Consider the following 19,860-nt stretch of genomic DNA (forward strand, 5'->3'; position numbering starts at 1 on the left):
TTGTTGCGGAACCGAGTCATGGCAACCAAAAGAACAATTTCCGACCGCGCGCCTCAGAAGCGAAAGCAGGTTGATGTGCGAAAGCAGCCTGCTGCAAAGGTCAGGAGATCTGACCGCACGCGTATGCAGACCAAGATGAAGCTGGTGCTGGCTGCCCAAGCGGTGATGGCGCGGGTGGGAGTCGAACGCGCGACGATTGCCGAAATTGCCGAGGAAGCGGATGTTGGGTTTGGCAGCTTCTACAATCACTTCACGTCGAAAGAAGAGATTGCGCTTGCCGTGTTCCAGGCGCAGACGGAAGATCTGGCCAAAGTATTGGAGATGGCGCATGAGGGGGTCACCGACGCTGCATTGGTTGTCAGCTATGTGCAACGCTTGATCATAAGGAAGGCGCACCTCGACCCGATATGGGGCTGGTTTATCGTTCGTGCGGAAAGCGCGCTTCCGCAAATGCAGAATACGTTCAAGGAACGAGCAGCCGCAACGCTTCGGGCCGGCATTCGAGAGCGGCGGTTCTCGATCCCCGATGTCGACGTCGCCATCGCCATTACGCTGGGCGGATTGGTTGGCGTCATCCGAAACATGCTGACCAGCGATCTGTCTGACGCAGTGGGTGCGAAATTCGCCGAGCTAATGTTGAGGCTCTATGGGATCTCCGCCAAGGAGGCGAGCTCGATTGCGTCCCATCCCCTGCCTCATAGGCTTCAGTCGGCACTTGAGGTCCTGACGCACAAGCCCTCTCAGGCTTCCTGACCGAACAATCCCGACACGCGGCGCTGTCGCGGCGGATCATAAGACTTTCTGGGTCTGAGCGCGCTTGCAATCGAATCTCACTTGCAAGCGCGCCCATCAGCCTCAAATGCTTTGCCGCGATGAGCAGCAGCGCTCAGCGCAAAGCCGATCCCTTACCAGACGCCTAGCCTTCCAGCATGGTGTGGGGCGCCTCGATACCCCATTGGTTGGCCGCGGCCAAGCCCGGTGGCCAGACCTTGGGACGCTGCGGAACTTCTTCGTGCCAGGGCCGTGGCTCGAAATAGCCGAGATCCTCGTCGTGGATCCGATCTATCTCAGTGAACAGCTCAACAATGTGGCCGTCGGTGTCGCGGTGATAGGTGAAGATATTATGGCCTACACCATGCCGCCCGGGACCCCAAAGCAGCGGAATGTGTTGCTTTCCTAACGTCTCACATGCCGTCTGCACATGCGCCCAGTCCTTCAATTCGAATGCGACGTGATGCATTTTGTCGGTCTTGCCACGGACGAAGTTCACTGTGTGATGATCCGGGCTGCAGCGGAGGAACGCAAAAAAATCACCGATCCAGTCCGACTCACGGAATCCGAGCACGTCGACATAAAACCTGACAATCTTATTCACGTCCGTGACACTGAAGGCGACGTGACCGAGCTTTTCTGGTCCAATGCCGCGCGAGGCCACCTGGCCGCTCCGCGCTGTGCGCTTGGCGAATACTTCGATATTGGTGCCTTTGGGGTCCTTGAAATGCAGGCTCGTGTTGATTGAAGGATTTGCGTCCTGGCGCAATTCCGCGGCGATCCCCTGTGCCTGCACCAGCTTATGCAGCGCCCCGAGGTCTCCCTCCTCGGGAGAAATCTGGAAACTCAGCCCGTTGCATTGAGTTTGCGCGCCTGGCTTGAGGACGACGCAATAGTCCTGTGACGATGCGCCGAGATAGACGGCATCGGGGGTTCGTTCCACAACTGATAGACCGATCGTGTCGACGTAGTAGCTCAAGAGACGCTCGATGTCTGGCGTTTCAAAGATAATGTCGGCCAGGCGCCGGGTTCGGGTGGCATTGTTGGGCTTAGTCGCAGCGAGATACATGATTTCCTCGTTTAAGAGCTTGCTGGTGGTTGGGTAGGTCTGGGTTTGATCTTGGTGGTCAACTCTCCGATCCGTTCAATTTCGATTCGAACTTCTTCGCCGCCCCGCAGCGACGTGCCTCGAGCAATTCCAACGCCGGCCGGCGTACCGGTGGCGATGATATCTCCGGGGAGCAGTGTTAGCCGCGTGCTCAGAAATGCGATCTGCTCAGCAATGGTGAAGATCATTTGGCTCGTATTCGACTCCTGCATGATGACCCCATCGACCCATAAGCGGATCGGCATGTCGTATACATCGCCAACATCACGCAGCAGCGTGATCCACGGGCCAACGGGCTTGGCGCCCTCGAAGCATTTCTGAGACATCCAATCCCAATGGAATGGAAGGCTTACTGGCACATTGGCGCGCCGGCTGTGATCCCGGGCAGAGAGATCATTGACAATGGTCAAGCCCGCGACATGACTCATTGCGGTATCGACCGAAACATTGCGTGCCGGCCGTCCAATGACGGCACCGAGCTCGGCCTCCCAGTCCAATGTTGCCGCGTAAGCGGGAATTTCGATTGCGGCGTTCGGTCCAACGATCGAGTGCGCCGGCGTTGCGACAAAGTGCCAGGGCGCATCGTTCTCTTTATTTGAGCTGGCAGGAATGCCAAGTACGCGCGCCATTTCTTCGACGTGATCGGCATAGTTCGCACCAGCACAGAACATGGCGCGCGGATACAATATTGGGGCCAGCAACTCGGTTTGTGCAAGCGGTCCCACCGAACCGGCATCAAACGATGCGCTTCTCAGAAGCGTCTCGGTGAGGTGCCAGTCCTCGAAAACGGAAAGCAGATTCGACGATCCGGGAATGCCGAGAACCGATTGCAAATCAAACACGGATTCCGAGCGTATGGCGCAGGCACGTGGGCCACTCGGAGATCGATAAGAACCCAGACGAATGGTGCTGTCGGTCATGATGCGGCCTTTTTCACTATTGTGCTTTGCTTGGAGAGGACACGTTCAACAGCTGCCGCTCCAAGTATGCGACGAGCGCAATCGCCTCCTCAGAGGACGAGAATACGCCGTAAACGTAGCTATCTGGACGTATCAGCACGCCTCGGCAGCCGCGCTCTTCAAACCAGCGGAGTAATTCGCCGCTACAGTCGAGGAGTTCGCCGGCGAGCTCGGGTAGCATCGAATCCTGGGATAGAACCGTAAAGCAATCGAGCTTGACCTGATCGCGCAGCGAGCTTGGCGGCTCTACGCCTTCAATCGACAGATCCGTTGCAGCAAGCAACACGAAGCCGCGGCTCGTGAAGTCGTCGAGCAGCCGGCGCTGGCCGCGATGATCGACCATGGGAGGTTGGATAAACCGCTCGCCGACCGCATTGTTCTGCGCGTGATTGGACGCAATTATCCCATCAGCAAGCCTGGGAATGATGTCGATCTGGGATGCGGCAGCGCCTTGCATCTGCTCCCTCATGACGGCATCCCGGTTGCGAGCCACCTCGCGATCCAGGGTACACATGAAGCGCCCCATGCGAATCGAGGTCTCGACAACACTTCTAACCTGCGGGAGGCGCTCGAGCGGATAACTCGATAGAAGGCTTGGCGACGCAGCTCCATCGAGCACCATACGCAACTTCCAACTCAGATTGGCTGCGTCGCGGATGCCATGGCAAAGGCCTTGACCAAAGAAGGGAGGTGTTTGGTGAGCTGCATCGCCCAACAGAAGCACTCGGTCTGATTTCCATTTGGTCGCGAGCAGGGCATGGAAGCGATAGACCACGCAACGGATGAGGCGATAGCTGACGTCACGTAACCATGGAGCGAGTAGCCCCTTGACGCGATCCTCACGGCAAAACTCCTCGGGCTTCTCTCCTGGAAGAAGCATGAACTCCCAACGACGATACGATCGGGGGCCTGGAATGACAGACGTGGGGCGGGCTGGGTCACCGATTAGGAACACCAATCGCTGCAGATCGATGTCGTGTGGAAGGCCCTGGACGTTAGGAATCCGAATGGGACCGTCCACGGTCGCGTCGGCGACGATCCATGATTCGTCGAAGCCGAGATCTTCGAGTTCGATCCCGACCGACTTCCGGACGATGCTGCGAGCACCATCGCAGCCAAAGACATATGAGGCCGAGACCTCGACTTCGTCATCAATCACGACGCTGACTGACCCACCATGCGGACGAACGGCGGTCACCTTGCAACCGAGCCGAACGTCAACCGACTCCCGCAGCGCCAGCTGCTCACGCAATACCGCGTCCAGTTCCGGCTGATAGAAGAAGTAGTCGGAAGACCAGCCCAGGCGATCGCTCGTAACATATCGTTGAAGCGGTCGTGTAATCGCCAAATCTGCTCCGAAATGCACGCCGCCGGCAGCTGTTGCGAGTTTTGGCAACAGCGGCTCAGCCAACCCGACAGACTGCATAATCCGCATGATCTCGTGATCAATGTGGATCGCCCTCGGGAGGTCATAGGGACCGGCCTCTTTCTCGATGACCAATGTCGAGATGCCGCGCGCGCCTAGTAGATGCGCGCAAACGGCCCCCACGGGTCCAAGACCGACTATGATGACGTCGTAGTGGTCGCCTCGTCGGCGCTGAGCATCCTGACTTCCGTCGATTTTCGCATCCTCACTATGGACGGACGTCGGCATCCACTCGCTCCCACACCAACTCACTCGTACTGATTTTCCCGTCTGTCGGCGTCGGTATTGCCCCGGTCGAAAGGATGACGCGATTGCCTTCACGCCGAACCGACCTGACTGCGTCGGTTCCCGTCAAGATCCCGTTCCAGGATGCATCGATGTGGTGAATGACCGTCTTTCCATCGAAATCGTAAGTGCCGCTATAGGCCGCCATCGAGTCGAACAGCGCCGTGCGCTGGGTGTCGTTCATCGTCGCGAAGGTTAACCGCGGCCTGTCGCTACGTACGATCAAGACCATCATGCGGCGTTCCTTGCCGTAGATGATGTAGCCGACCGGATTCTTGCCGAAGCTATCCTCGACTTCGCCAGTCGCAACGATCGTGCGGGTCGCGGCGACAAGGCGGTAGGTCCCTTCGAGCGTTTCGGCGGCAAAGGTCTCCACGCTTGAGCAGAGCACAAGCGCCAAACCAACGGACAACAACCAGAACCGGTTCATGGAGACTCCTTTCAGGAGAGGGGCTGAGCGTCGATCAGCACGAAGGCAAGCGACGCGGGCTGCTGCGATCGGTTGACCCAGGAGTGGCTCGTTCCACGCTGGACGAGAACATCGCCCGGCTTCATCAGAACTTCGCCGGAATCGACAAGCGCGTAGATCTCGCCGCTGAGCATGACGACGTAGTCGGTCGTGTCGGTGACATGAGATCCGGCAGCGCGGCCGGAGGCTTTTCCCTTTGCGAGCGCCGCCGAAATTCCTGAATCATCAGCATGCGCCGCGGTTGCGGGCGACGCCGCCTCTGGCGCCGTCTGCGGCAGGAAGGTCAGTATTCTGAAGACCGACCCGTTCTTTGGCGGCATAAGGCGAAGCGGGGAATCGGTTGGATCGGCCTCCCCGCGATTGCTGCTCGGTGCCGCATCGGTGGACCACAGTTCGGTGATGACGACCCCCTCGCGACGATAGACGTGAGGCGCGGCGGTATCTTTCGCGATCAGGGAACGGCCATTGCCGTCTATTCCAGTGATGATACGCCTGACCCCGCCAGGGGCTGGCTGGCGATCCTGCGCGCTCGCGACCGCGGGCAGCCAGGCGCCGAGACCCAAGAGGCCTCCCCATTTGAGAAATTGCTGACGGTTAATCGAAGTCACTGATCTCTCCCCTCCCTTGGTCCTCCGATCGCCTGCGGGGCAGGTGACGTAGCGCATATCCGATGCAAAGTAGATTGATGTTCTACTCACTTCTGATTAACTTATCAGTGTTGAAATTGACCCGCAAGGCCGAATTGATTCTCTCCGCCCCCCGCCGAGAAACCTCCCATGAATTTGGACAGGGATTCACTTGAAGTCTCGGACCTCAGGCAAATGAGAACCATCGCCGCGACCGGCGCTCTCATATCCATTCGGGACCGGCATAGGCCTGAACATCGGCTGTGGCCCGGTCGATCTCCAAGCCGATTTGTCGAGTAGCGCGTTTTCGCACAAGCACCGAATAATCCGGATCTCAGAACAAGAAGCAACCCAATTTGTCCAAGGTGGAGGAGTAACTCATGAACGCGACGCAAAAGCGATCAGACCAGATTACGTTGTATATGTGCCCGGACTCGTGCTCCCGTGTGACGATCAACGCGCTCGAGGAAGCTGGACTCGACTACGATCTTCGCTTGATCGATTTATTGGCAAACGAGCAACGTTCGCCCGCCTACCTCGCGGTGAATCCCAAAGGCAAGGTGCCTGCACTGACGTACGGAGATCATCTTCTGACGGAGAATCCCGCCATCCTGCATTGGATCGATCGGCACCGGCCGCAAGCGAGGCTTTTGCCACCTGGTGAGGGCGCTCCGATTGAGCACGGCCTTATGGACCTGATCTGGTGCTCGTCCACACTTCACCCGATGGTCCGACAGATCCACCTGCCATCTCGTTTCACGGATGGCGAAACGGAAGGGATCAAGCGCGACGGTTTGAAGAAGTTCGATCTCGAAGTGCAAAGAATCGCCGATCGCCTGGCGGGACAAGACTGGTGGTACGGAGATCATTGGTCCATCGTGGATGTTTACTTGCATTGGCTTTACAACATCGCCGCCAGCGGCGGCTTTCCCTTGGATGCGTATCCGTCTCTTCGCGACCACGCCCAGCGCGTCAGTTGCCGAGCCAGCTATGCGCAGAGCTTGGAGCGGGAGCGTAGTGCCTCGCGCGGGCCATCGTAGTTTCGACGTACGATATCATTGATCAGAGCGCGTTCGCAGATGACGCTACACGGCAGACATCGTGGGCGCTTCAGGGGGAGAGAAGATGTCGGCAAAATCCGCCTTAAATCAGTTCATTCGACAACAGCGAGAAGCAAAGCTTGATGCAGATCGCATATTGGAGCTCTTGAGTGAAGAGATTACCTTATTTGCGGTACGGGGAAGCGCCCCTCAACAGAAGGGGCATGTTCAGAGCGTACTTCCCAACGAGAATGCTCAAAACCAGGCCGCTCTTGCAGAACTCCTTAACATAACTGCCGGAGCCGTAGTCAAAGCCGGCGAGGCCATATCTTCCGCCATCCACTCATGCGGCTCAATTGAGAGCGGATGCCAATCGGCAGCCAACTCATCGGGGGCTATTGGGATATCGATCACCGAGATTTCCGCGCAGGCGAAATCCGCTTCCGAAACAATCGATCAAATAGCCGAAGCCATCAAGCTGGCGCTATCGAATTCGGCGACGCTTGCAACGGCTGTTGAAAAAATATCCTCTGTCATGACCCTCATTCGGAAGATTGCCGGGCAGACCAATCTATTGGCTCTTAATGCAACAATCGAGGCGGCGCGAGCCGGCGATTTGGGACGAGGCTTTGCCGTCGTCGCGAGCGAAGTGAAGGCACTCGCGAACCAGACATCCAGCGCCACCGAAGACATCGCTTTGCAAATTTCCCAAATCCAGAACGCATCACGCGACTCGCTTCATTCGGTCGAATCCATCGCTTCCGACATTGATGGCATGAGCGTAAAATTGCGGGCAATCGCGTCTTCGGTTGGATACCAAGAGGCTTCGACGAACCAGGTCGTGTCCGGGCTCGACGTTTGCACGGCAGGGCTCGGTGAACTGCGCAATGCTCTTGCAAGCATCGAAAAAGGGATTGTTATGGGATCCGAAAGGGCGGGCAAGATGCGTACGCTCTTTCATGAGCTGACTGAGTGAGAGAGCGCTGCTCATAGTCGCGACCTCGCCAGCGCCGATAGCTCGGAGTTTTTTCAGCGACTGACGTCACGCATTCGCAAGCGAGTGCACCCAGAAAGCTACAAGCGCCCTAGAGCGCTTTCGCGCTGGGACTTTCTCGATCTGTCAAAAGGCGGCCGGCAAATCGCCTGCGAGCAATGATCGCCAACATTACCGCGCTTAGCGTCGCGATCGCGAAAGGACATGCAGCAACGATATAGACCGTCTCTACAGAGTAATTCCTCGCAATGAGCAGACCACCGAGGATTGGCCCGAGAATGGCACCAAGCCTACCGATACCTAGGGCCCAGCCAGCTCCGTTCGCACGTATGGCTGTGGGATAGATCATGGTAGCGACGGCGTTTAATCCAAGCTGAGCTCCCAATACGAAAAATCCGGCAAGCAGCGCAACCGGCATCAACAGCGCGCTCGAGCCACTTACCGCCGCGTATCCGATGGTTCCGGTTGTCAACACCGCGCCGCCGAAGAACAGGTTAAGCGGCGAGAGCCCCCATCGATCCGTTGGTCGAGCTATGCAGACGCCTCCCACAATGCCACCGATTTGGAAGCTGGACAGGGCCAATGCGGCATTGGCGTCAGATACTTTCGCGGCAACGAGTAGGATTGGCGTCCAGCTCATCAGAAAGAAATACCCCATTAGGCTGCTGACAAACAGCAGCCACAGCAGGGGGGTGACCCACTTGAGACCGTCCTTGAACAGTGAACTCACCGAGGCTGCTGCGCCTCTTAGGCCGTCCTTAGGGGCGTTGCCAGGGGACCTTCCGGACAGTTCGCCCATCCGTCCTTTCGCAGACTTGGAAATGTCTAAGTATTTGGCTGATTCTGGTAGCCACAACCAGCAAGAAAAGGAAGCGGCGAGCGGCAGGACGCCGCCTATCAGAAAAAGGACGCGCCAACCGTAATCGGGAACAAGCGCGACTGTTAGCGGACCGGGGAGAGCCCCTCCCAAAGCCGTACCAATGTACATCAGGATAATCATCGTCGCCCGATAGCGGGAAGGCGCGTATTCTGCATTGAGAGCCGACGCATTTGGGAGTAGTCCGCCCAATCCTATACCCGTCAAGAAGCGCAAAGCTCCGAGTTGCCCAATTGACTCCACGAGCATCATCGCGAGCGTGCAAACGCCGAATAGAGTGCAAGATAGGATGATTGCCGGCTTTCGCCCGAACCGATCGCCAATCCAGCCGACGGAAGGTGCTCCCACAAGCATGCCGGCTAGGCTTGCGACAAACACGGAAGAGAAGGCCGACTTGTCGGGTATCTGCCACGCTTTCGCGAGCTCCGGGGCGACGAAGCTAAGAGCCGTGATGTCGTAACCGTCGAGCAGCGTCAGCACGGAGGTCAAAAGGAGCAGACGCACATGAAAACGGGTGATGCCGCGGTCAGAGTCTATTTGCAGCACTTCGGTCGAGGCTGAAGTCATCGAATTCTCCGCTACATCGTATCACTGGTATTGTCACAGCACGCGCTGCATCAGTCTCGGAGACCAAGCCTCTCACAGAACCAATCCGCGACTGCGGTGTTTCGTTCGTCAGCATGGTTGTAGATGCAATGGTCGCCGTCTTTCCAAACAAGCAGCGTCTTGTCATCTGAAGCCGCTTGATCATGGATCAGCCTCGCATTGTCGAGGCTGAACACAGTATCGATCTCGCTGTGGAGTTGCAGCAGGGGAGTACGAAGGCTGCCGAGTGAAGCTGTCAGATCCAACGCGTTGAGAACCGCCCTCGCCTGGTCATTGCACGAACTTCCAATCATCGCCTCGACCTTGCTGAAAAAGCGCGGATATCGTTCGGGAAACTCCAGCGGTCTACTTGCACCGCAGTTGACGCAGCATGCGGCAAGACGCTGGTCGGCGATCGCCGCGTTAGCGACCAAGCATCCCCCAAAGCTATTTCCAAGAATCCCGATACGGCCGCTCACCCTGGGGTCTTCAAGAAGAGCATCGACGATGCGCGAGAAGGCCCGATGGACGTCGCTGGTTAGATACAGATGGTGGAAAAGCCTCGTCTCGCCTTGCCCGGGCACGTCGATGAGCAGGGCCGCGATGCCGCGCTCGACAAGCGCCAGCGCGGCGGGATGATGCTCTTCTCGCCAACCATCAAATCCTCCCAGAACAATGACGACAGGTGAAGATTCCGACAATGGCGGCCGGATAAGCCAGCCGCAGAGTTTTCCTTCGTCGAAATCGACAGTCCAATGGTCGGTAGGACAATCATCGAGTGCCGCAGCCTCGGAGAAGGCAGCAATGAGGCGACCATAAAGCTCCTTCTTGAGGTCGGTATCGAAGGCAATCGCTGCTTGGGCGACCCTGAAACAGGCGGATGCCCAGCGAAAATACCTAAGGGCGGTCGTCCGGTGTCCTTTCTGCTTGGCCGCGCCCGCCAGCCTTAGGTTGCGCTCAGCCAACCAGCAGGCAGCTTCAACCCAATCGACCCCTACCGTCGCCATTGAGCGAAGCGTTTCCACGTCAGCGTAGGCCATTCCGCTGCTGAGCAGTCTGGATTGCGGCATCGCGCGCAGCAACGCATCAAGAGCGGCGCGCTCCTCGGGAGACAAAAGAACGGGGATTTTGGGTAGAGGTTCGGCTGAAGGATCGCAGGGGGTCGACCAGGATCCGCGCTTCCCAACGTCCAGGCCGATGTGCCGTTGATCTTGCATTGTTCACCGTTCAATCGCTAACAAATGTGGCCCGGGAGATTTCGGCCGCGTGACAGCGCCCGTGTTGCTTCAAGTCGAGTGCAACAGCTCACGACGCGGGCTTGATGATGGGCTCATCTCTGATGAGAACATCATTTTCGGCAGCTTCGTCAAGCAAAATGAAATTGACGCCGTCTCCGTGCGTCGACGAACCCTTGGCTGCGCCCTCGGTCTCGTCCGCTCCCGATGTTGTCCCTGTGACGCATTCGCCGCGCATTTGGCTTGGCCGGCGCAAGGTCTCGCCTTGACAGGAACAAAAATTCATGATGATCAGTTGCTCAAACTTGATAATGTCATCATCAATGAGGAACGCATCATGCTTTCAGCGATGGGCACGCGAACGCTGTCTTTGACTTTCTCTGCCGCAATGGCGCTTTTGGGTGCCGGACCTGCTTACTCGTACGAGGTTGGATATCCCGGCGCGGCTCAAAAGCCTGGAGTCACCCTTGGCGGCTCTTCGGCTGGCACGCCGCCACCGGGCATCTATATGTTCGACCAATTCGTGACGGCGCAGGGATCAATCACGGGACCAAACGTTCCGACTGGTCCAAAGACGAGCGTTTCCGCGGCTGCAGTAGGATTTCTCTTTGTGCCTGGCTGGACCTTCCTCGGAGCGACTTATGATGCAGTCATAGTCCAGCCCGCGTTTTCGTCGAACATTTCGGCACCGGTCAATTTCCAGGCCGCTGCGGTTCACAACACCTATGTCGTGCCGGCCGAATTGAGCTGGAAGCTCGGCGATAGCGGCTTCTTCGTAAAGACGGGCCTCGGGATCTATGTCCCAGACGGAGATATCCTAGGCGCCAACGGGCTAGCGAGCATCGGAAACCCGTGGTGGACGTTTCAACCGGAATTCATCGTTTCTTATCTGAAGGATGGCTGGAACTTAACGGCAAACATCTTTCAAGAATTCAATACCAAGAATCAAAGAACGGGTTACCGCACTGGCGACATATTTCACGCGGAGTTCGTTGCAACGAAGCGGTTCGATAAATGGACTCTCGGGCCGGTCGGTTACGTCGTCTCGCAAGTGAGCAACGACCAATCGAGCGCCTTCTACAATTTTGCAGTGAATTCGAACCGATATACGAAAGTGGCTGCCGGGGGTTTGGTCGGCTATGACTTTGGTCCCGTGGCTCTGAACGTTTGGGCCACGAACGAATTCTACAGCACGGCCTCGGGAAAGACTCCGTCCGCGGGAGTTGACCTAGCAACGGTTACCCACGCCTGGTCTGCATTTGCGAGCATAAGTTATCGACTGTGGGCTCCTGACGATGGGGCAGCACCTAGACGGCTCCTCCCGACAAAGTAATTAAACTTTGCGGACGACGGTAAACCTCCCTAACTCGCCACGCTCCAAGAGCGTGGCTTTTCTTTTGAAAGCTAGATACGCCGCAACCGTACGCCGATCAGAATTCGCCGCGCCCTAACGTTGGCTGATCGCGTTCGTCGAACCACTGCCAGGTCATTCGACACCACACTCCAAGGCTGGACACGCCGTAGGTTGCGCAACGCATTGCGTCTTTCGGAATTTCCTCGATCTTTCGTTGAACGCCAAAACAAGGCCCCGGACTTCTACAAAGCTATGGCGGACACGGCGGCGGCATTGAACCTGTCCTATTTCGCCTATCTCGGGAGACCAGGAACGATCAACGAAACGCAGCGAGAGCTATTGACCTACACAGCTTCGACTTGCGATTGCGGCTTGTGACCACGGAAGCTAGGGCCGCAGAAGCGCTTTCGATCAAGCACACCGCCTTCAGCCGGGCCATCGGTCAGCTTGAGTACGTGGTAGGAACTTCACTGTTTGAGCGCTCAAGCGGTGGAATCAAGCCTACGCTGGCCGGTCGAGCGGTTCTGCGAATTGCGCGGTTGATCTTGGAGCAAGTCGACATGCTCGTTGACACAGGGCGGTCCGGTGGTCGCGGCGATACTGGCCATCTTGTCATCGGCTTCTTCACATCCATGTCTACCGGTAATTTGCGAGCGACGATAGGTGAACTCAAGAAGCAGCTACCTCGGCTCGAACTGGCAACGATGGAACGCTCTCGCTTCCGCCTGATGACTGCCCTCCGTAACGGAACCGCCGACGTTGTCGTTATCCGAGTGTGCGAGGCATATAAATGCCGCGTTCATTCGATAGTTTTGCGCTACGGCGTCATGTGCCGGCGCGAACGAATACCAAGGACAAGCCAATGACGCGAGTTGCGCTCTACGCCCGATACTCCTCTGACAATCAACGTGACGCGTCGATCGAAGACCAATTTCGTATCTGCAAAGAGCGCGCGGTGCGCGAAAAGTGGACGATCGCCAATTCTTACACGGATGCCGGAATCTCCGGTGCGAGCATGATACGTCGTCCGGGCATCCAAGCATTGTTGCAGGATGCTCAGAGCCGTGCGTTCGATATCGTGCTCGCTGAGGCGCTCGATCGCATCAGCCGCGACCAAGCGGACGTGGCAACCCTGTTCAAGCAGCTGCGCTTTGCCGACATTCCGATCGTCACCTTGGCCGAAGGGGAGATCACCGAGCTTCACGTCGGTCTAAAAGGGACCATGAATGCTCTGTTTCTGAAAGACCTAGCTGCGAAGACGCACCGCGGCTTGCGAGGTCGAGTAGAAGGTGGAAAGTCAGGTGGCGGGCTTTGCTCGGTTACCGCGTTATCAAACGGCTGGACGAGCGCGGAGATCGTATCCGAGGAGACCGAGAGATTGATCCGGCCCAGGCCGGCGTGATCCGGCGCATCTTTCGGGACTTCGCCGCAGGCATCAGCCCGCGAGCGATCGCCGTGAAGCTCAACGCCGAAGGCATAGCGGGTCCTGAGACCAAGCTGTGGAACGACACGACGATCCGAGGCCATCTAAAGCGCGGCACCGGGATCATCAATAACGAGCTTTACGTGGGACGCCTCGTTTGGAATCGGCTGCATTACATTAAGAATCCTTCGACGGGGAAACGCATCTCGCATCTCAATCCGGAGTCCGAATGGATCATCACCAAAGTTCCAGAGCTTCGCATCATCGAGGACGAACTCTGGAATCTGGTGAAAGCCAAGCAAAGCGAGATCGCGGAAAGATTTATCAATGTGACGGCAGCTGTCCGCGAGCACCATTCGAACAAACGAATCAACGGTGCTCGCCGCCCAAAGTCGTTGTTCTCGGGACTTGTGCTCTGCGGCTTATGCGATGGCCCCTGTTCGCTGCGCGGCGCCGATCGCTTCGTCTGCTCGGCACATGTCAGCAACGGGTCCTGTTCGAACGGCCGTACCTTGGCGCGGAGCGAACTCGAACAACGCGTGTTGGGCGGGCTGAAGGACGGGCTGCTGGCGCCAGACATCATAGCAGAAGCAATGCGCGCCTATGCCGAGGAGATGAACCGGCTGAACCGTGAGCGGCGAGCCCGCGGCGATGCCTGGCGCGCTGAACTGGCGAAGGTAGAAAAGCAAATCCACGGAATGGTCGAAGCGATCAAGGAGGGCATGTTCCAGCAGTCGATGATCGCGGCGATGGACGCGCTGGAGGCTCGACCAGCCGAGCTTTCTGCCCTGCTCGTCGAAGCCCCTGCGGATACTCCGGACATTCTGCCGAGCGCCTCGCAACTCTACGCCAAGAAGGTCGCCCACCTCACCGAGGCTTTGAACCGTCCGGAAGACCGGGCCGAGGCCGCCCAGGCTTTTCGTGGCCTGATCGAACGCATTGTTCTCCGCCCGGGTGCCAGGCGCGGCCAGATCGACGCCACCCTCCATGGTGATTTGGGCACAATCCTGAGCTGGACTGCTGCGCGTAACACGGAAAAGGCAGCACAAACCAAAACTCCCGCAGCCTCGGCTACGGGAGTGTCGGTATCAGTGGTTGCGGGGACAGGATTTGAACCTGGACCTCCGGCTATAAGCCTGACGAGCTGACGCCGCCCAACCTACAGCAGGTGAAGTGCGATTGATCGATCGGGCTTTCGGGTGGTCATCCCGCATACCGAAACATCGATCGGCCAAATCTGGAAAATCAGGAGGTTATGCTGGAGATGGTAGCGAGAGAGACTCGTATCTTCAGCCCCAGGGTTGACTCTCCGCCTTCGAAAGTTCGCCGTGGTGGCTTGTAGGCTTCCGGGCCACCGAGAGGCTGAGAATGGTCAAGCCGATGACCACGTTAAATGGCGGAACCGAAATTCGTGTCGCAGCGTGACACGCGGAAAAGGTTGTAAAAACGACGTCATTCAGCGTTCTCGCCCTCGCATTCTCATGCGTTCAGCATCCTGGCTTTGCCGGTCTTCTTCTTTGGCAGGTCCTTGTTGATGACGCTCTTTAACGGGCTCCATGACGGTCGCTCGCGCGAAAGAATGCCCATTTTCGAGGCGTTGGGCGATGCGCTCCTTGGCGAAAGCCATGATGCTCTGGCGAGCATTCTCGTCGTGCGGCAGAGCGCGTTCGACAAGCTTGTTGATGACGACAATCTGGGATTGGGCCGCGAGCCGGTCGGAATCATGCGCGGTTGCCGGCCGGTCTTCACGGCGTGCCTCCACCGTCACGTTCCACCTGTTGCGCCACATCTGGCGCCGTTCAATGCCAGCGATTCCCGTGGCGGCGTCTATGGACTTGATGGCCCTGATGACGGGTTCGACGCCATCCCTGCGCAGAGAGATGCGGTCGCCAGGCCTGGCGCCACTGTCTGCGACATCCGTTACAACGCCGACGCCCCACACCTGATGTCGCCGGCCATCATCCAGTTCGATGGCTGCATAGGTTGACGGCTCCGCGTCGGCGCGGTTGCGATAGGGGCCAATTCCGACCTCCATCAGACGTCCGGAAACGCCCTTGTCGTAATCGAGCTTATCCGCCTGCAGAGGCCTGTCAGAGGCCGATCGAGCCTGGCCATCGTTGGTCCGCGCGTGAGCCCGTTCCCATGCGGCTCGGCGGTCAGCGAGCGCCTGGCCATCAAGCTCGCTTGGTTGATAGCCCTTCACATCCATCCCGCGCGCGCCAGCCTCGAGCCAGGCCTCGCGTCGGAAGTCGACGGAACCACGGACGTGAAGTGCGTCCCATTGGCGATGTTGCGCCACGCTGACCATGTCCCGGATCACCTCGGCGGCGGCTAGGCGGGTGACGAGGCGATCGTCAGTGGCCTTGAACGCGAGGTACTCTTTCCGCTCATCGGCATAGAGCCGCGCTTCGCGATCAGATCCATCCTTTTCTGGTTCACTGGCCACCACGTAATATTTGCGCCGAATGCGATCGGGGAGAGCATGGTCCAGAGGTTCCGTAGACGAAGACTTGTCAGTCGCTGCCATGCTTCCAGAGTCATCGCCTCCCTTGTCTCTGTTGGAAGCGTCCGCGGCGCGACGTTGCCGTTTGAGTCTGAACTCGTTGCTTTCATCACGAGTGTCGTTCATGCTGCTGCTCGTTCCACTTGCGGCCGGACCGTCGCGCCGGCGGGATGGCCTGGGCGTCGATATAATTGAGGACCCAGGCCTTCATGTCGTCTTCGGAAAGACCTTCGATATCGACGTCGACGTCCCCGAAATCGAAACTGGCGCCTGCAGGAATCGTGGAGGGATCGGCCACCTCCTCGTCGGTCATGGGCCGTGCTCGGAATACCGCACGCAGTTCAGCGATCTCGGAGCGCAACTCCTTGATTTCGGCGTCGAGCAGTGCATTTGAGCGCCCTTTAGGCATCTTGAGGACAGGCGCCGGCAGCAATCGCTCCAGAAAAGACTTGTCCTCGTAATAGATGATCTTATCGGCGACGATTGGGGGAATACCGGTGCCGAGAATGAATGCCTTGGATTTCGGAAGAAGCTTGAGCTCTTGCGGCAGCATCAGGGCGCGACGATGCTCGGACACCGTCTCGCTGATCGCGCGCATCGCCAGCCCTTTTGGTCCGCTGCGGCTGCGGGCGTTCACAGTCTCGTAGCCGATGCGCTCCGAAAGCTCATTCGCCACATCCTGCTCCTTTGGGGCAAACACGACCTCAACGGCGTGGTTGGTCATGAAGTTGCGGGCTGCGTCGATCCCGTAGATGGCGCGCAGCTGCGCCGGGCTCTGGACGACGGTGAGAAGGCGGATGCCGTAGCCGGCGACGAAGGCGACCGATTTTGCCAGCACATTGACATTGCCGAGCGCCGGGAATTCGTCGAGCAAGAGCAGCACCTTGCGAGTGAGTTTGGAATTTTGCTCCGGAAGTTCGCGGGTGTTGAGATCAACCACCTGCTGAAAGAAGAGGTTCAGAAGCGGTGCCATGCGGTCCAGATTATCTGGCGTCACCCCGAGATAGATCGACATGGGCTCTTGGCGTAGCTTCCGCAGGTCAAAATCATTGGTCGAGGTTGCAGCATCGATACGGGGATTGAGCCAAAGGCCGAGCCTCGCCGTTACGGTCTTGCGGACCGAGTTCAACGTGTTCTCGGAGGCGGCAAGAAAATCGTTCAGCGCCGTGATGCAGTGCCGCGACAGTGGGGAAGGCCCCGCCTTGCGATCTGCGATGATCTTGTCGAAGTGGGCTTTGAGATCCTGGTTAGCCGACAGCTGGCGCAGGATCTCGCCGATCGTCAAGGGCAAGCCCGGCGTTTCCGCGACGTAGGCGCCGATCGCCACAAAGGATGAACGCGCCGCCTCAAACCAGAACGGATCCCCGCGGCTTTCGGCCGGAAACAGCATCACCGCAATCCGCTGCAGATCGTCGTAAAGGTCGGCGGGATCGCTGCGCACGTAGCCAAGGGGATTGTAGCGCGCCGTGCGACCGTTTTCGTCGAGTGGGTCGAACAGATGGACCTCCTGCCCGTGCGCTGCGCGAAAGCCGGCCGAGCGATCCCAGTTCTCCTTCTTAACGTCGAGCGCGACGACCGAGTCCGGCCAGTTGAGCAGATTGGGAATTACATAACCCACGCCCTTCCCGGCGCGGGTTGGGGCATAAAGGAGGACGTGCTCCGATCCGCCGAAGCAGAGCATTTTCCCGTCTTTGCGGCCAAGCAGCAGACCGTCCTTGGATCGCAGGCCTGCGGCCTTGATCTCCCGCTCGGAGGCGAAACGGGCCTTGCCGTGAAGGGGAAGCGGACGGTGTCGAAGGATGGCGCCGAGCAAGCCAAAGACCACGATCAGGCCAGCGAGGGTCGAAAGCGTAAGCCAGCGGTCGAAGCGCGGGTCGGCGCCATAACGCGGCCAGCCTGTGGCGATCTCGGACCAGTGAAAGCCGCCGTCGTGGAGTCTGAGCCCGAGCAGCAGAACGTTCGAGGCAACTAGGAGGAAGACTGCGCCGGCCGTGAGCGCCAGCGCCGTGCCGAGGCCGGCCTTAACGGGCGTGGTCGCGTTTGCGAACGGGGTCATAGTAGATTTCCGAGATGCGGTAGCGGCCGTTGCGCTTCTGCATCTGGACAACGATGTCGACGAGATGCAGCAAAAGCGAACGGATATCGTCGCGGTGGAGGTCACGTCCCTCCGCACTCTCTTTGACCAGCAAGGTCATTTGTTCGAAGGCAAGGCGAGCGCTGTCGGCGTGAACCGTCGTGATTGATCCTGGGTGCCCCGAATTCACATTCCTGAGATAAAAGAAGGCGGTGCCGTCGCGCAGCTCCTGCAGAAGGATGCGGTCGGGCCGCATGCGCAAGGACGATTCCAGCAGTTCGCGCGGGCCGATTTTGGCAACACCCTGCCCATCCTTGGCGTAGAGCAGTCGGACGCAGTTCTGGTGCGGGACGACGAGCTCGGCGGTGTCCTCAATGGTGATGAGCCGCTCATGTGCTGGGATCGCTGCGATCAGCGCCTTGGACAGAGTGGTCTTGCCGGAGCCCGTCGCCCCCGAGATCAGAATATTGCGGCGGGTGCGGACCGCAAGCTCGAGGAACTCACGCCAGTGGCCGCCTTCTTTTAGGGCGAGCAGTCGATGCTCATCGGCGGTCAGTTCGTCGTCAGCGGAGCGGACCTCATCAAACAGCTTTGCCCGCTGCAAAATGTCCAGGTTCATGGTCAGCGTCGAGGGCTTGCGGATCGTCAGGCTGACCACGCCGGCCGGGACCGCTGGCGGCACCACGATCTGACAGCGTTCCTCGCCGATCAAGCTGGTCGATACCACTGGGTATTCCGGCCCTATGTCTTGGCGGGTGTGACCGGCGGCTGCAGTTGCTAGATGTGAGAGGTAAGTTTGCGTGAGGGTTGGCGCTTCGTGCCGGGTCCAACCGTCGGGGCCCTCCACCAGAATCTCGCCGGGACGGTTGACGACGATTTCAGTAAGGGTGTTGTCCGCCAGGTAGGGCGCCAACGGCTCGAGATAGCGCGCCAGCACCAGGCGGCCGCCATCGCGTTCAATCGATGCGACGGCACTCATTTGGTCACCACAGCCGGCCCGACGTTACTCCCGGGGACGGTGCGGTCGAAAATCTGGGTGCGACTTTCGACCCGCTTGAGTTGATAGACCGATGAGAAGTCGAGGTCGCGCGCGACAAAGATATTGACGAGCTCGCCCTGATTCTTGCTCAGCGTCGGTGGAATGTTGATCGACTGCTCAACTGCGATCCCGGCGGCGGTGTTGGTCGCCCCAGCGGTATTGTTGATCTGGATCGAGCCGTCCTGCATCTGCTGGCGGCCGATCGAGGAGGCATCGCTGACAATCGACAGCAGCAGCGCTGAACCGAAGCGCTCCCAGAAATGCGTGTCGATATCGCCGTCGAAACCGGCGCGGCCGAGCGCGTCCGTGGCGGGTGACGCTAGGGCCGCGATGACACCTGTCGGCGTCTTGGCGCGGGTCCACAGGATGAACATGCGCTTTGAGCCGCGCCGGACATTGCCGCGATATTCGCCGACAATTTGCGTGCCTTTTTCCATCAGCACCACGTTGCCGGAATCCGACATCACGTCGCGCAGCACGACGCAGGAGACAAAACCGGCCACATCCGACGACATCGCGGTCTCCAGCACGCACGGAATCGACGTACCTTGGGTGACCACGAGATTGCGATTGGGAAGCCGCGCGGCGCGCACGCCCTCGATCGGCGTGGGTTTCAGCTTGTCGGCAAGCTCGTTACGTGGCTCGGCCCGCTCAAAACCATAGGAATCGGCGGGAACACCCGCGGTCATGCCGTCGCGGGGCGGACGCCCAGATGCGATCGGCCGGTTATAGGCCAACACTGGTGCGCGCCGCGCGCTTTCGAGCATCTGGTCCGGTGCTGGCGTGGGTGCCGCTGATGCGGCCGAGATTGGTGCGACCGGAATAGCTGCGGTCGTGACCGGTGCGGCCGGCGCTTGTGGCACCGGTTCGAACGCTGCCGCCTGTCGGATCATGAGCTTGCGGGCGGATTCGCTGACCGGCTTATCGCTTTTCCAGGTCCCCCAGATGATCAGGAACGCGAAGGCCGTGAGCGCGAGCGCACCGAAGCCGCGTTTGAGCATCGCCGTTCGCCCGTTGTCCCCTCCCCCTACCGGGGTAATCCCGCGGTCGCCGGCAAGCGTCTCATTCTCAAGCTCGGTCATGTTACGCTCG

18 protein-coding genes are annotated in these 19,860 nt (G+C 58.8%); 7 read left to right on the forward strand and 11 right to left on the reverse strand.

Going from position 1 to position 19,860, the window contains the following annotated elements; genetic code table 11:
• Positions 1-18: 18 nt before the first annotated feature.
• Positions 19-753, forward strand: a complete 735-nt coding sequence (locus JQ604_RS24345; RefSeq protein ID WP_212362901.1) for a TetR/AcrR family transcriptional regulator — start codon at positions 19-21, stop codon at positions 751-753.
• A gap of 163 nt (positions 754-916) precedes the next feature.
• Here the strand turns inward: JQ604_RS24345 and JQ604_RS24350 are convergent, their stop codons facing one another.
• Genes JQ604_RS24350 through JQ604_RS42020 form a run of 5 tightly spaced genes read right to left on the reverse strand, consistent with a single transcriptional unit; the run spans position 917 to position 5,626 of the window.
• A complete protein-coding gene (locus tag JQ604_RS24350) occupies positions 917-1,840 on the reverse strand; it encodes a VOC family protein (protein WP_212362902.1) in 924 nt (307 codons plus the stop codon).
• A gap of 11 nt (positions 1,841-1,851) precedes the next feature.
• On the reverse strand, positions 1,852-2,799 hold the full coding sequence (locus JQ604_RS24355; RefSeq protein ID WP_212362904.1) for a fumarylacetoacetate hydrolase family protein: 948 nt from the start codon (positions 2,797-2,799) through the stop codon (positions 1,852-1,854).
• Between the two features lie 16 nt (positions 2,800-2,815).
• Positions 2,816-4,492, reverse strand: coding sequence for a bifunctional 3-(3-hydroxy-phenyl)propionate/3-hydroxycinnamic acid hydroxylase (locus JQ604_RS24360; RefSeq protein WP_212362906.1), 1,677 nt, complete (start codon positions 4,490-4,492; stop codon positions 2,816-2,818).
• Positions 4,473-4,979 carry a lipocalin-like domain-containing protein gene (locus JQ604_RS24365; RefSeq protein ID WP_212362908.1) on the reverse strand — a complete coding sequence of 169 codons (507 nt, stop codon included), beginning with the start codon at positions 4,977-4,979 and terminating at the stop codon, positions 4,473-4,475. The genes JQ604_RS24360 and JQ604_RS24365 overlap by 20 nt, the downstream gene beginning before the upstream one ends.
• An 11-nt stretch (positions 4,980-4,990) precedes the next feature.
• Positions 4,991-5,626, reverse strand: coding sequence for a cupin domain-containing protein (locus tag JQ604_RS42020; RefSeq protein WP_212362910.1), 636 nt, complete (start codon positions 5,624-5,626; stop codon positions 4,991-4,993).
• A 398-nt stretch (positions 5,627-6,024) separates the two neighbouring features.
• On the opposite strand from JQ604_RS42020, the gene JQ604_RS24375 reads away from it, so the two are divergent.
• Positions 6,025-6,684 (forward strand): glutathione S-transferase family protein, encoded by a 660-nt coding sequence (locus tag JQ604_RS24375; protein ID WP_212362912.1) that lies wholly within the window; start codon positions 6,025-6,027, stop codon positions 6,682-6,684.
• Between the two features lie 85 nt (positions 6,685-6,769).
• Positions 6,770-7,660 carry a methyl-accepting chemotaxis protein gene (locus tag JQ604_RS41915; protein WP_212362914.1) on the forward strand — a complete coding sequence of 297 codons (891 nt, stop codon included), beginning with the start codon at positions 6,770-6,772 and terminating at the stop codon, positions 7,658-7,660.
• 109 nt (positions 7,661-7,769) lie between these two features.
• On the opposite strand, the gene JQ604_RS24385 is transcribed toward JQ604_RS41915, so the two are convergent.
• Together JQ604_RS24385 and JQ604_RS24390 are read right to left on the reverse strand one after the other, a co-directional pair.
• Positions 7,770-9,122 (reverse strand): MFS transporter, encoded by a 1,353-nt coding sequence (locus tag JQ604_RS24385; protein ID WP_212362916.1) that lies wholly within the window; start codon positions 9,120-9,122, stop codon positions 7,770-7,772.
• Positions 9,123-9,172: 50 nt separating this feature from the next.
• Complete coding sequence (locus JQ604_RS24390; RefSeq protein WP_212362918.1) at positions 9,173-10,357, reverse strand: alpha/beta hydrolase family protein; 1,185 nt, start codon at positions 10,355-10,357, stop codon at positions 9,173-9,175.
• Positions 10,358-10,406: 49 nt separating this feature from the next.
• Here JQ604_RS24390 and JQ604_RS42025 point away from each other — a divergent pair, with 49 nt between their 5' ends.
• From JQ604_RS42025 to JQ604_RS24405, 4 genes are all read left to right on the forward strand, one after another.
• Positions 10,407-11,708 carry a SphA family protein gene (locus tag JQ604_RS42025; protein WP_212362920.1) on the forward strand — a complete coding sequence of 434 codons (1,302 nt, stop codon included), beginning with the start codon at positions 10,407-10,409 and terminating at the stop codon, positions 11,706-11,708.
• Positions 11,709-12,103: 395 nt separating this feature from the next.
• Positions 12,104-12,595 (forward strand): LysR family transcriptional regulator, encoded by a 492-nt coding sequence (locus JQ604_RS24400; RefSeq protein WP_349631137.1) that lies wholly within the window; start codon positions 12,104-12,106, stop codon positions 12,593-12,595.
• Positions 12,520-13,131 (forward strand): recombinase family protein, encoded by a 612-nt coding sequence (locus JQ604_RS41640; protein ID WP_249158606.1) that lies wholly within the window; start codon positions 12,520-12,522, stop codon positions 13,129-13,131. The genes JQ604_RS24400 and JQ604_RS41640 overlap by 76 nt, the downstream gene beginning before the upstream one ends.
• Positions 13,041-14,300 (forward strand): recombinase family protein, encoded by a 1,260-nt coding sequence (locus tag JQ604_RS24405; protein WP_249158607.1) that lies wholly within the window; start codon positions 13,041-13,043, stop codon positions 14,298-14,300. Before JQ604_RS41640 ends, JQ604_RS24405 begins: the two co-directional genes overlap by 91 nt.
• 308 nt (positions 14,301-14,608) lie before the next feature.
• On the opposite strand, the gene JQ604_RS24410 is transcribed toward JQ604_RS24405, so the two are convergent.
• Genes JQ604_RS24410 through virB10 form a run of 4 tightly spaced genes read right to left on the reverse strand, consistent with a single transcriptional unit; the run spans position 14,609 to position 19,850 of the window.
• Positions 14,609-15,781 carry an LPD7 domain-containing protein gene (locus JQ604_RS24410; RefSeq protein WP_212362922.1) on the reverse strand — a complete coding sequence of 391 codons (1,173 nt, stop codon included), beginning with the start codon at positions 15,779-15,781 and terminating at the stop codon, positions 14,609-14,611.
• Positions 15,765-17,711 carry a type IV secretory system conjugative DNA transfer family protein gene (locus JQ604_RS24415; RefSeq protein WP_212362923.1) on the reverse strand — a complete coding sequence of 649 codons (1,947 nt, stop codon included), beginning with the start codon at positions 17,709-17,711 and terminating at the stop codon, positions 15,765-15,767. Before JQ604_RS24415 ends, JQ604_RS24410 begins: the two co-directional genes overlap by 17 nt.
• Positions 17,677-18,708 (reverse strand): P-type DNA transfer ATPase VirB11, encoded by a 1,032-nt coding sequence (gene virB11, locus JQ604_RS24420; RefSeq protein WP_212362925.1) that lies wholly within the window; start codon positions 18,706-18,708, stop codon positions 17,677-17,679. The genes JQ604_RS24415 and virB11 overlap by 35 nt, the downstream gene beginning before the upstream one ends.
• Positions 18,705-19,850 (reverse strand): type IV secretion system protein VirB10, encoded by a 1,146-nt coding sequence (gene virB10 / locus JQ604_RS24425; protein ID WP_212362927.1) that lies wholly within the window; start codon positions 19,848-19,850, stop codon positions 18,705-18,707. Before virB10 ends, virB11 begins: the two co-directional genes overlap by 4 nt.
• Positions 19,851-19,860: the final 10 nt, after the last annotated feature.

Origin of the sequence: Bradyrhizobium jicamae, from assembly GCF_018130695.1 — a bacterium.
Lineage (GTDB): Bacteria > Pseudomonadota > Alphaproteobacteria > Rhizobiales > Xanthobacteraceae > Bradyrhizobium > Bradyrhizobium jicamae_B.

Excerpts from the sequence above, each read along its gene's own strand:
- JQ604_RS24345 (WP_212362901.1), top strand. The coding sequence starts at position 19 with ATGGCAACCAAAAGAACAATTTCCGACCGCGCGCCTCAGAAGCGAAAG.
- JQ604_RS24350 (WP_212362902.1), bottom strand. The coding sequence starts at position 1,840 with ATGTATCTCGCTGCGACTAAGCCCAACAATGCCACCCGAACCCGGCGC.
- JQ604_RS24355 (WP_212362904.1), bottom strand. The coding sequence starts at position 2,799 with ATGACCGACAGCACCATTCGTCTGGGTTCTTATCGATCTCCGAGTGGC.
- JQ604_RS24360 (WP_212362906.1), bottom strand. The coding sequence starts at position 4,492 with ATGCCGACGTCCGTCCATAGTGAGGATGCGAAAATCGACGGAAGTCAG.
- JQ604_RS24365 (WP_212362908.1), bottom strand. The coding sequence starts at position 4,979 with ATGAACCGGTTCTGGTTGTTGTCCGTTGGTTTGGCGCTTGTGCTCTGC.
- JQ604_RS24375 (WP_212362912.1), top strand. The coding sequence starts at position 6,025 with ATGAACGCGACGCAAAAGCGATCAGACCAGATTACGTTGTATATGTGC.
- JQ604_RS41915 (WP_212362914.1), top strand. The coding sequence starts at position 6,770 with ATGTCGGCAAAATCCGCCTTAAATCAGTTCATTCGACAACAGCGAGAA.
- JQ604_RS24385 (WP_212362916.1), bottom strand. The coding sequence starts at position 9,122 with ATGACTTCAGCCTCGACCGAAGTGCTGCAAATAGACTCTGACCGCGGC.
- JQ604_RS24390 (WP_212362918.1), bottom strand. The coding sequence starts at position 10,357 with ATGCAAGATCAACGGCACATCGGCCTGGACGTTGGGAAGCGCGGATCC.
- JQ604_RS41640 (WP_249158606.1), top strand. The coding sequence starts at position 12,520 with ATGCCGCGTTCATTCGATAGTTTTGCGCTACGGCGTCATGTGCCGGCG.
- JQ604_RS24410 (WP_212362922.1), bottom strand. The coding sequence starts at position 15,781 with ATGAACGACACTCGTGATGAAAGCAACGAGTTCAGACTCAAACGGCAA.
- JQ604_RS24415 (WP_212362923.1), bottom strand. The coding sequence starts at position 17,711 with ATGACCCCGTTCGCAAACGCGACCACGCCCGTTAAGGCCGGCCTCGGC.
- virB11 (WP_212362925.1), bottom strand. The coding sequence starts at position 18,708 with ATGAGTGCCGTCGCATCGATTGAACGCGATGGCGGCCGCCTGGTGCTG.
- virB10 (WP_212362927.1), bottom strand. The coding sequence starts at position 19,850 with ATGACCGAGCTTGAGAATGAGACGCTTGCCGGCGACCGCGGGATTACC.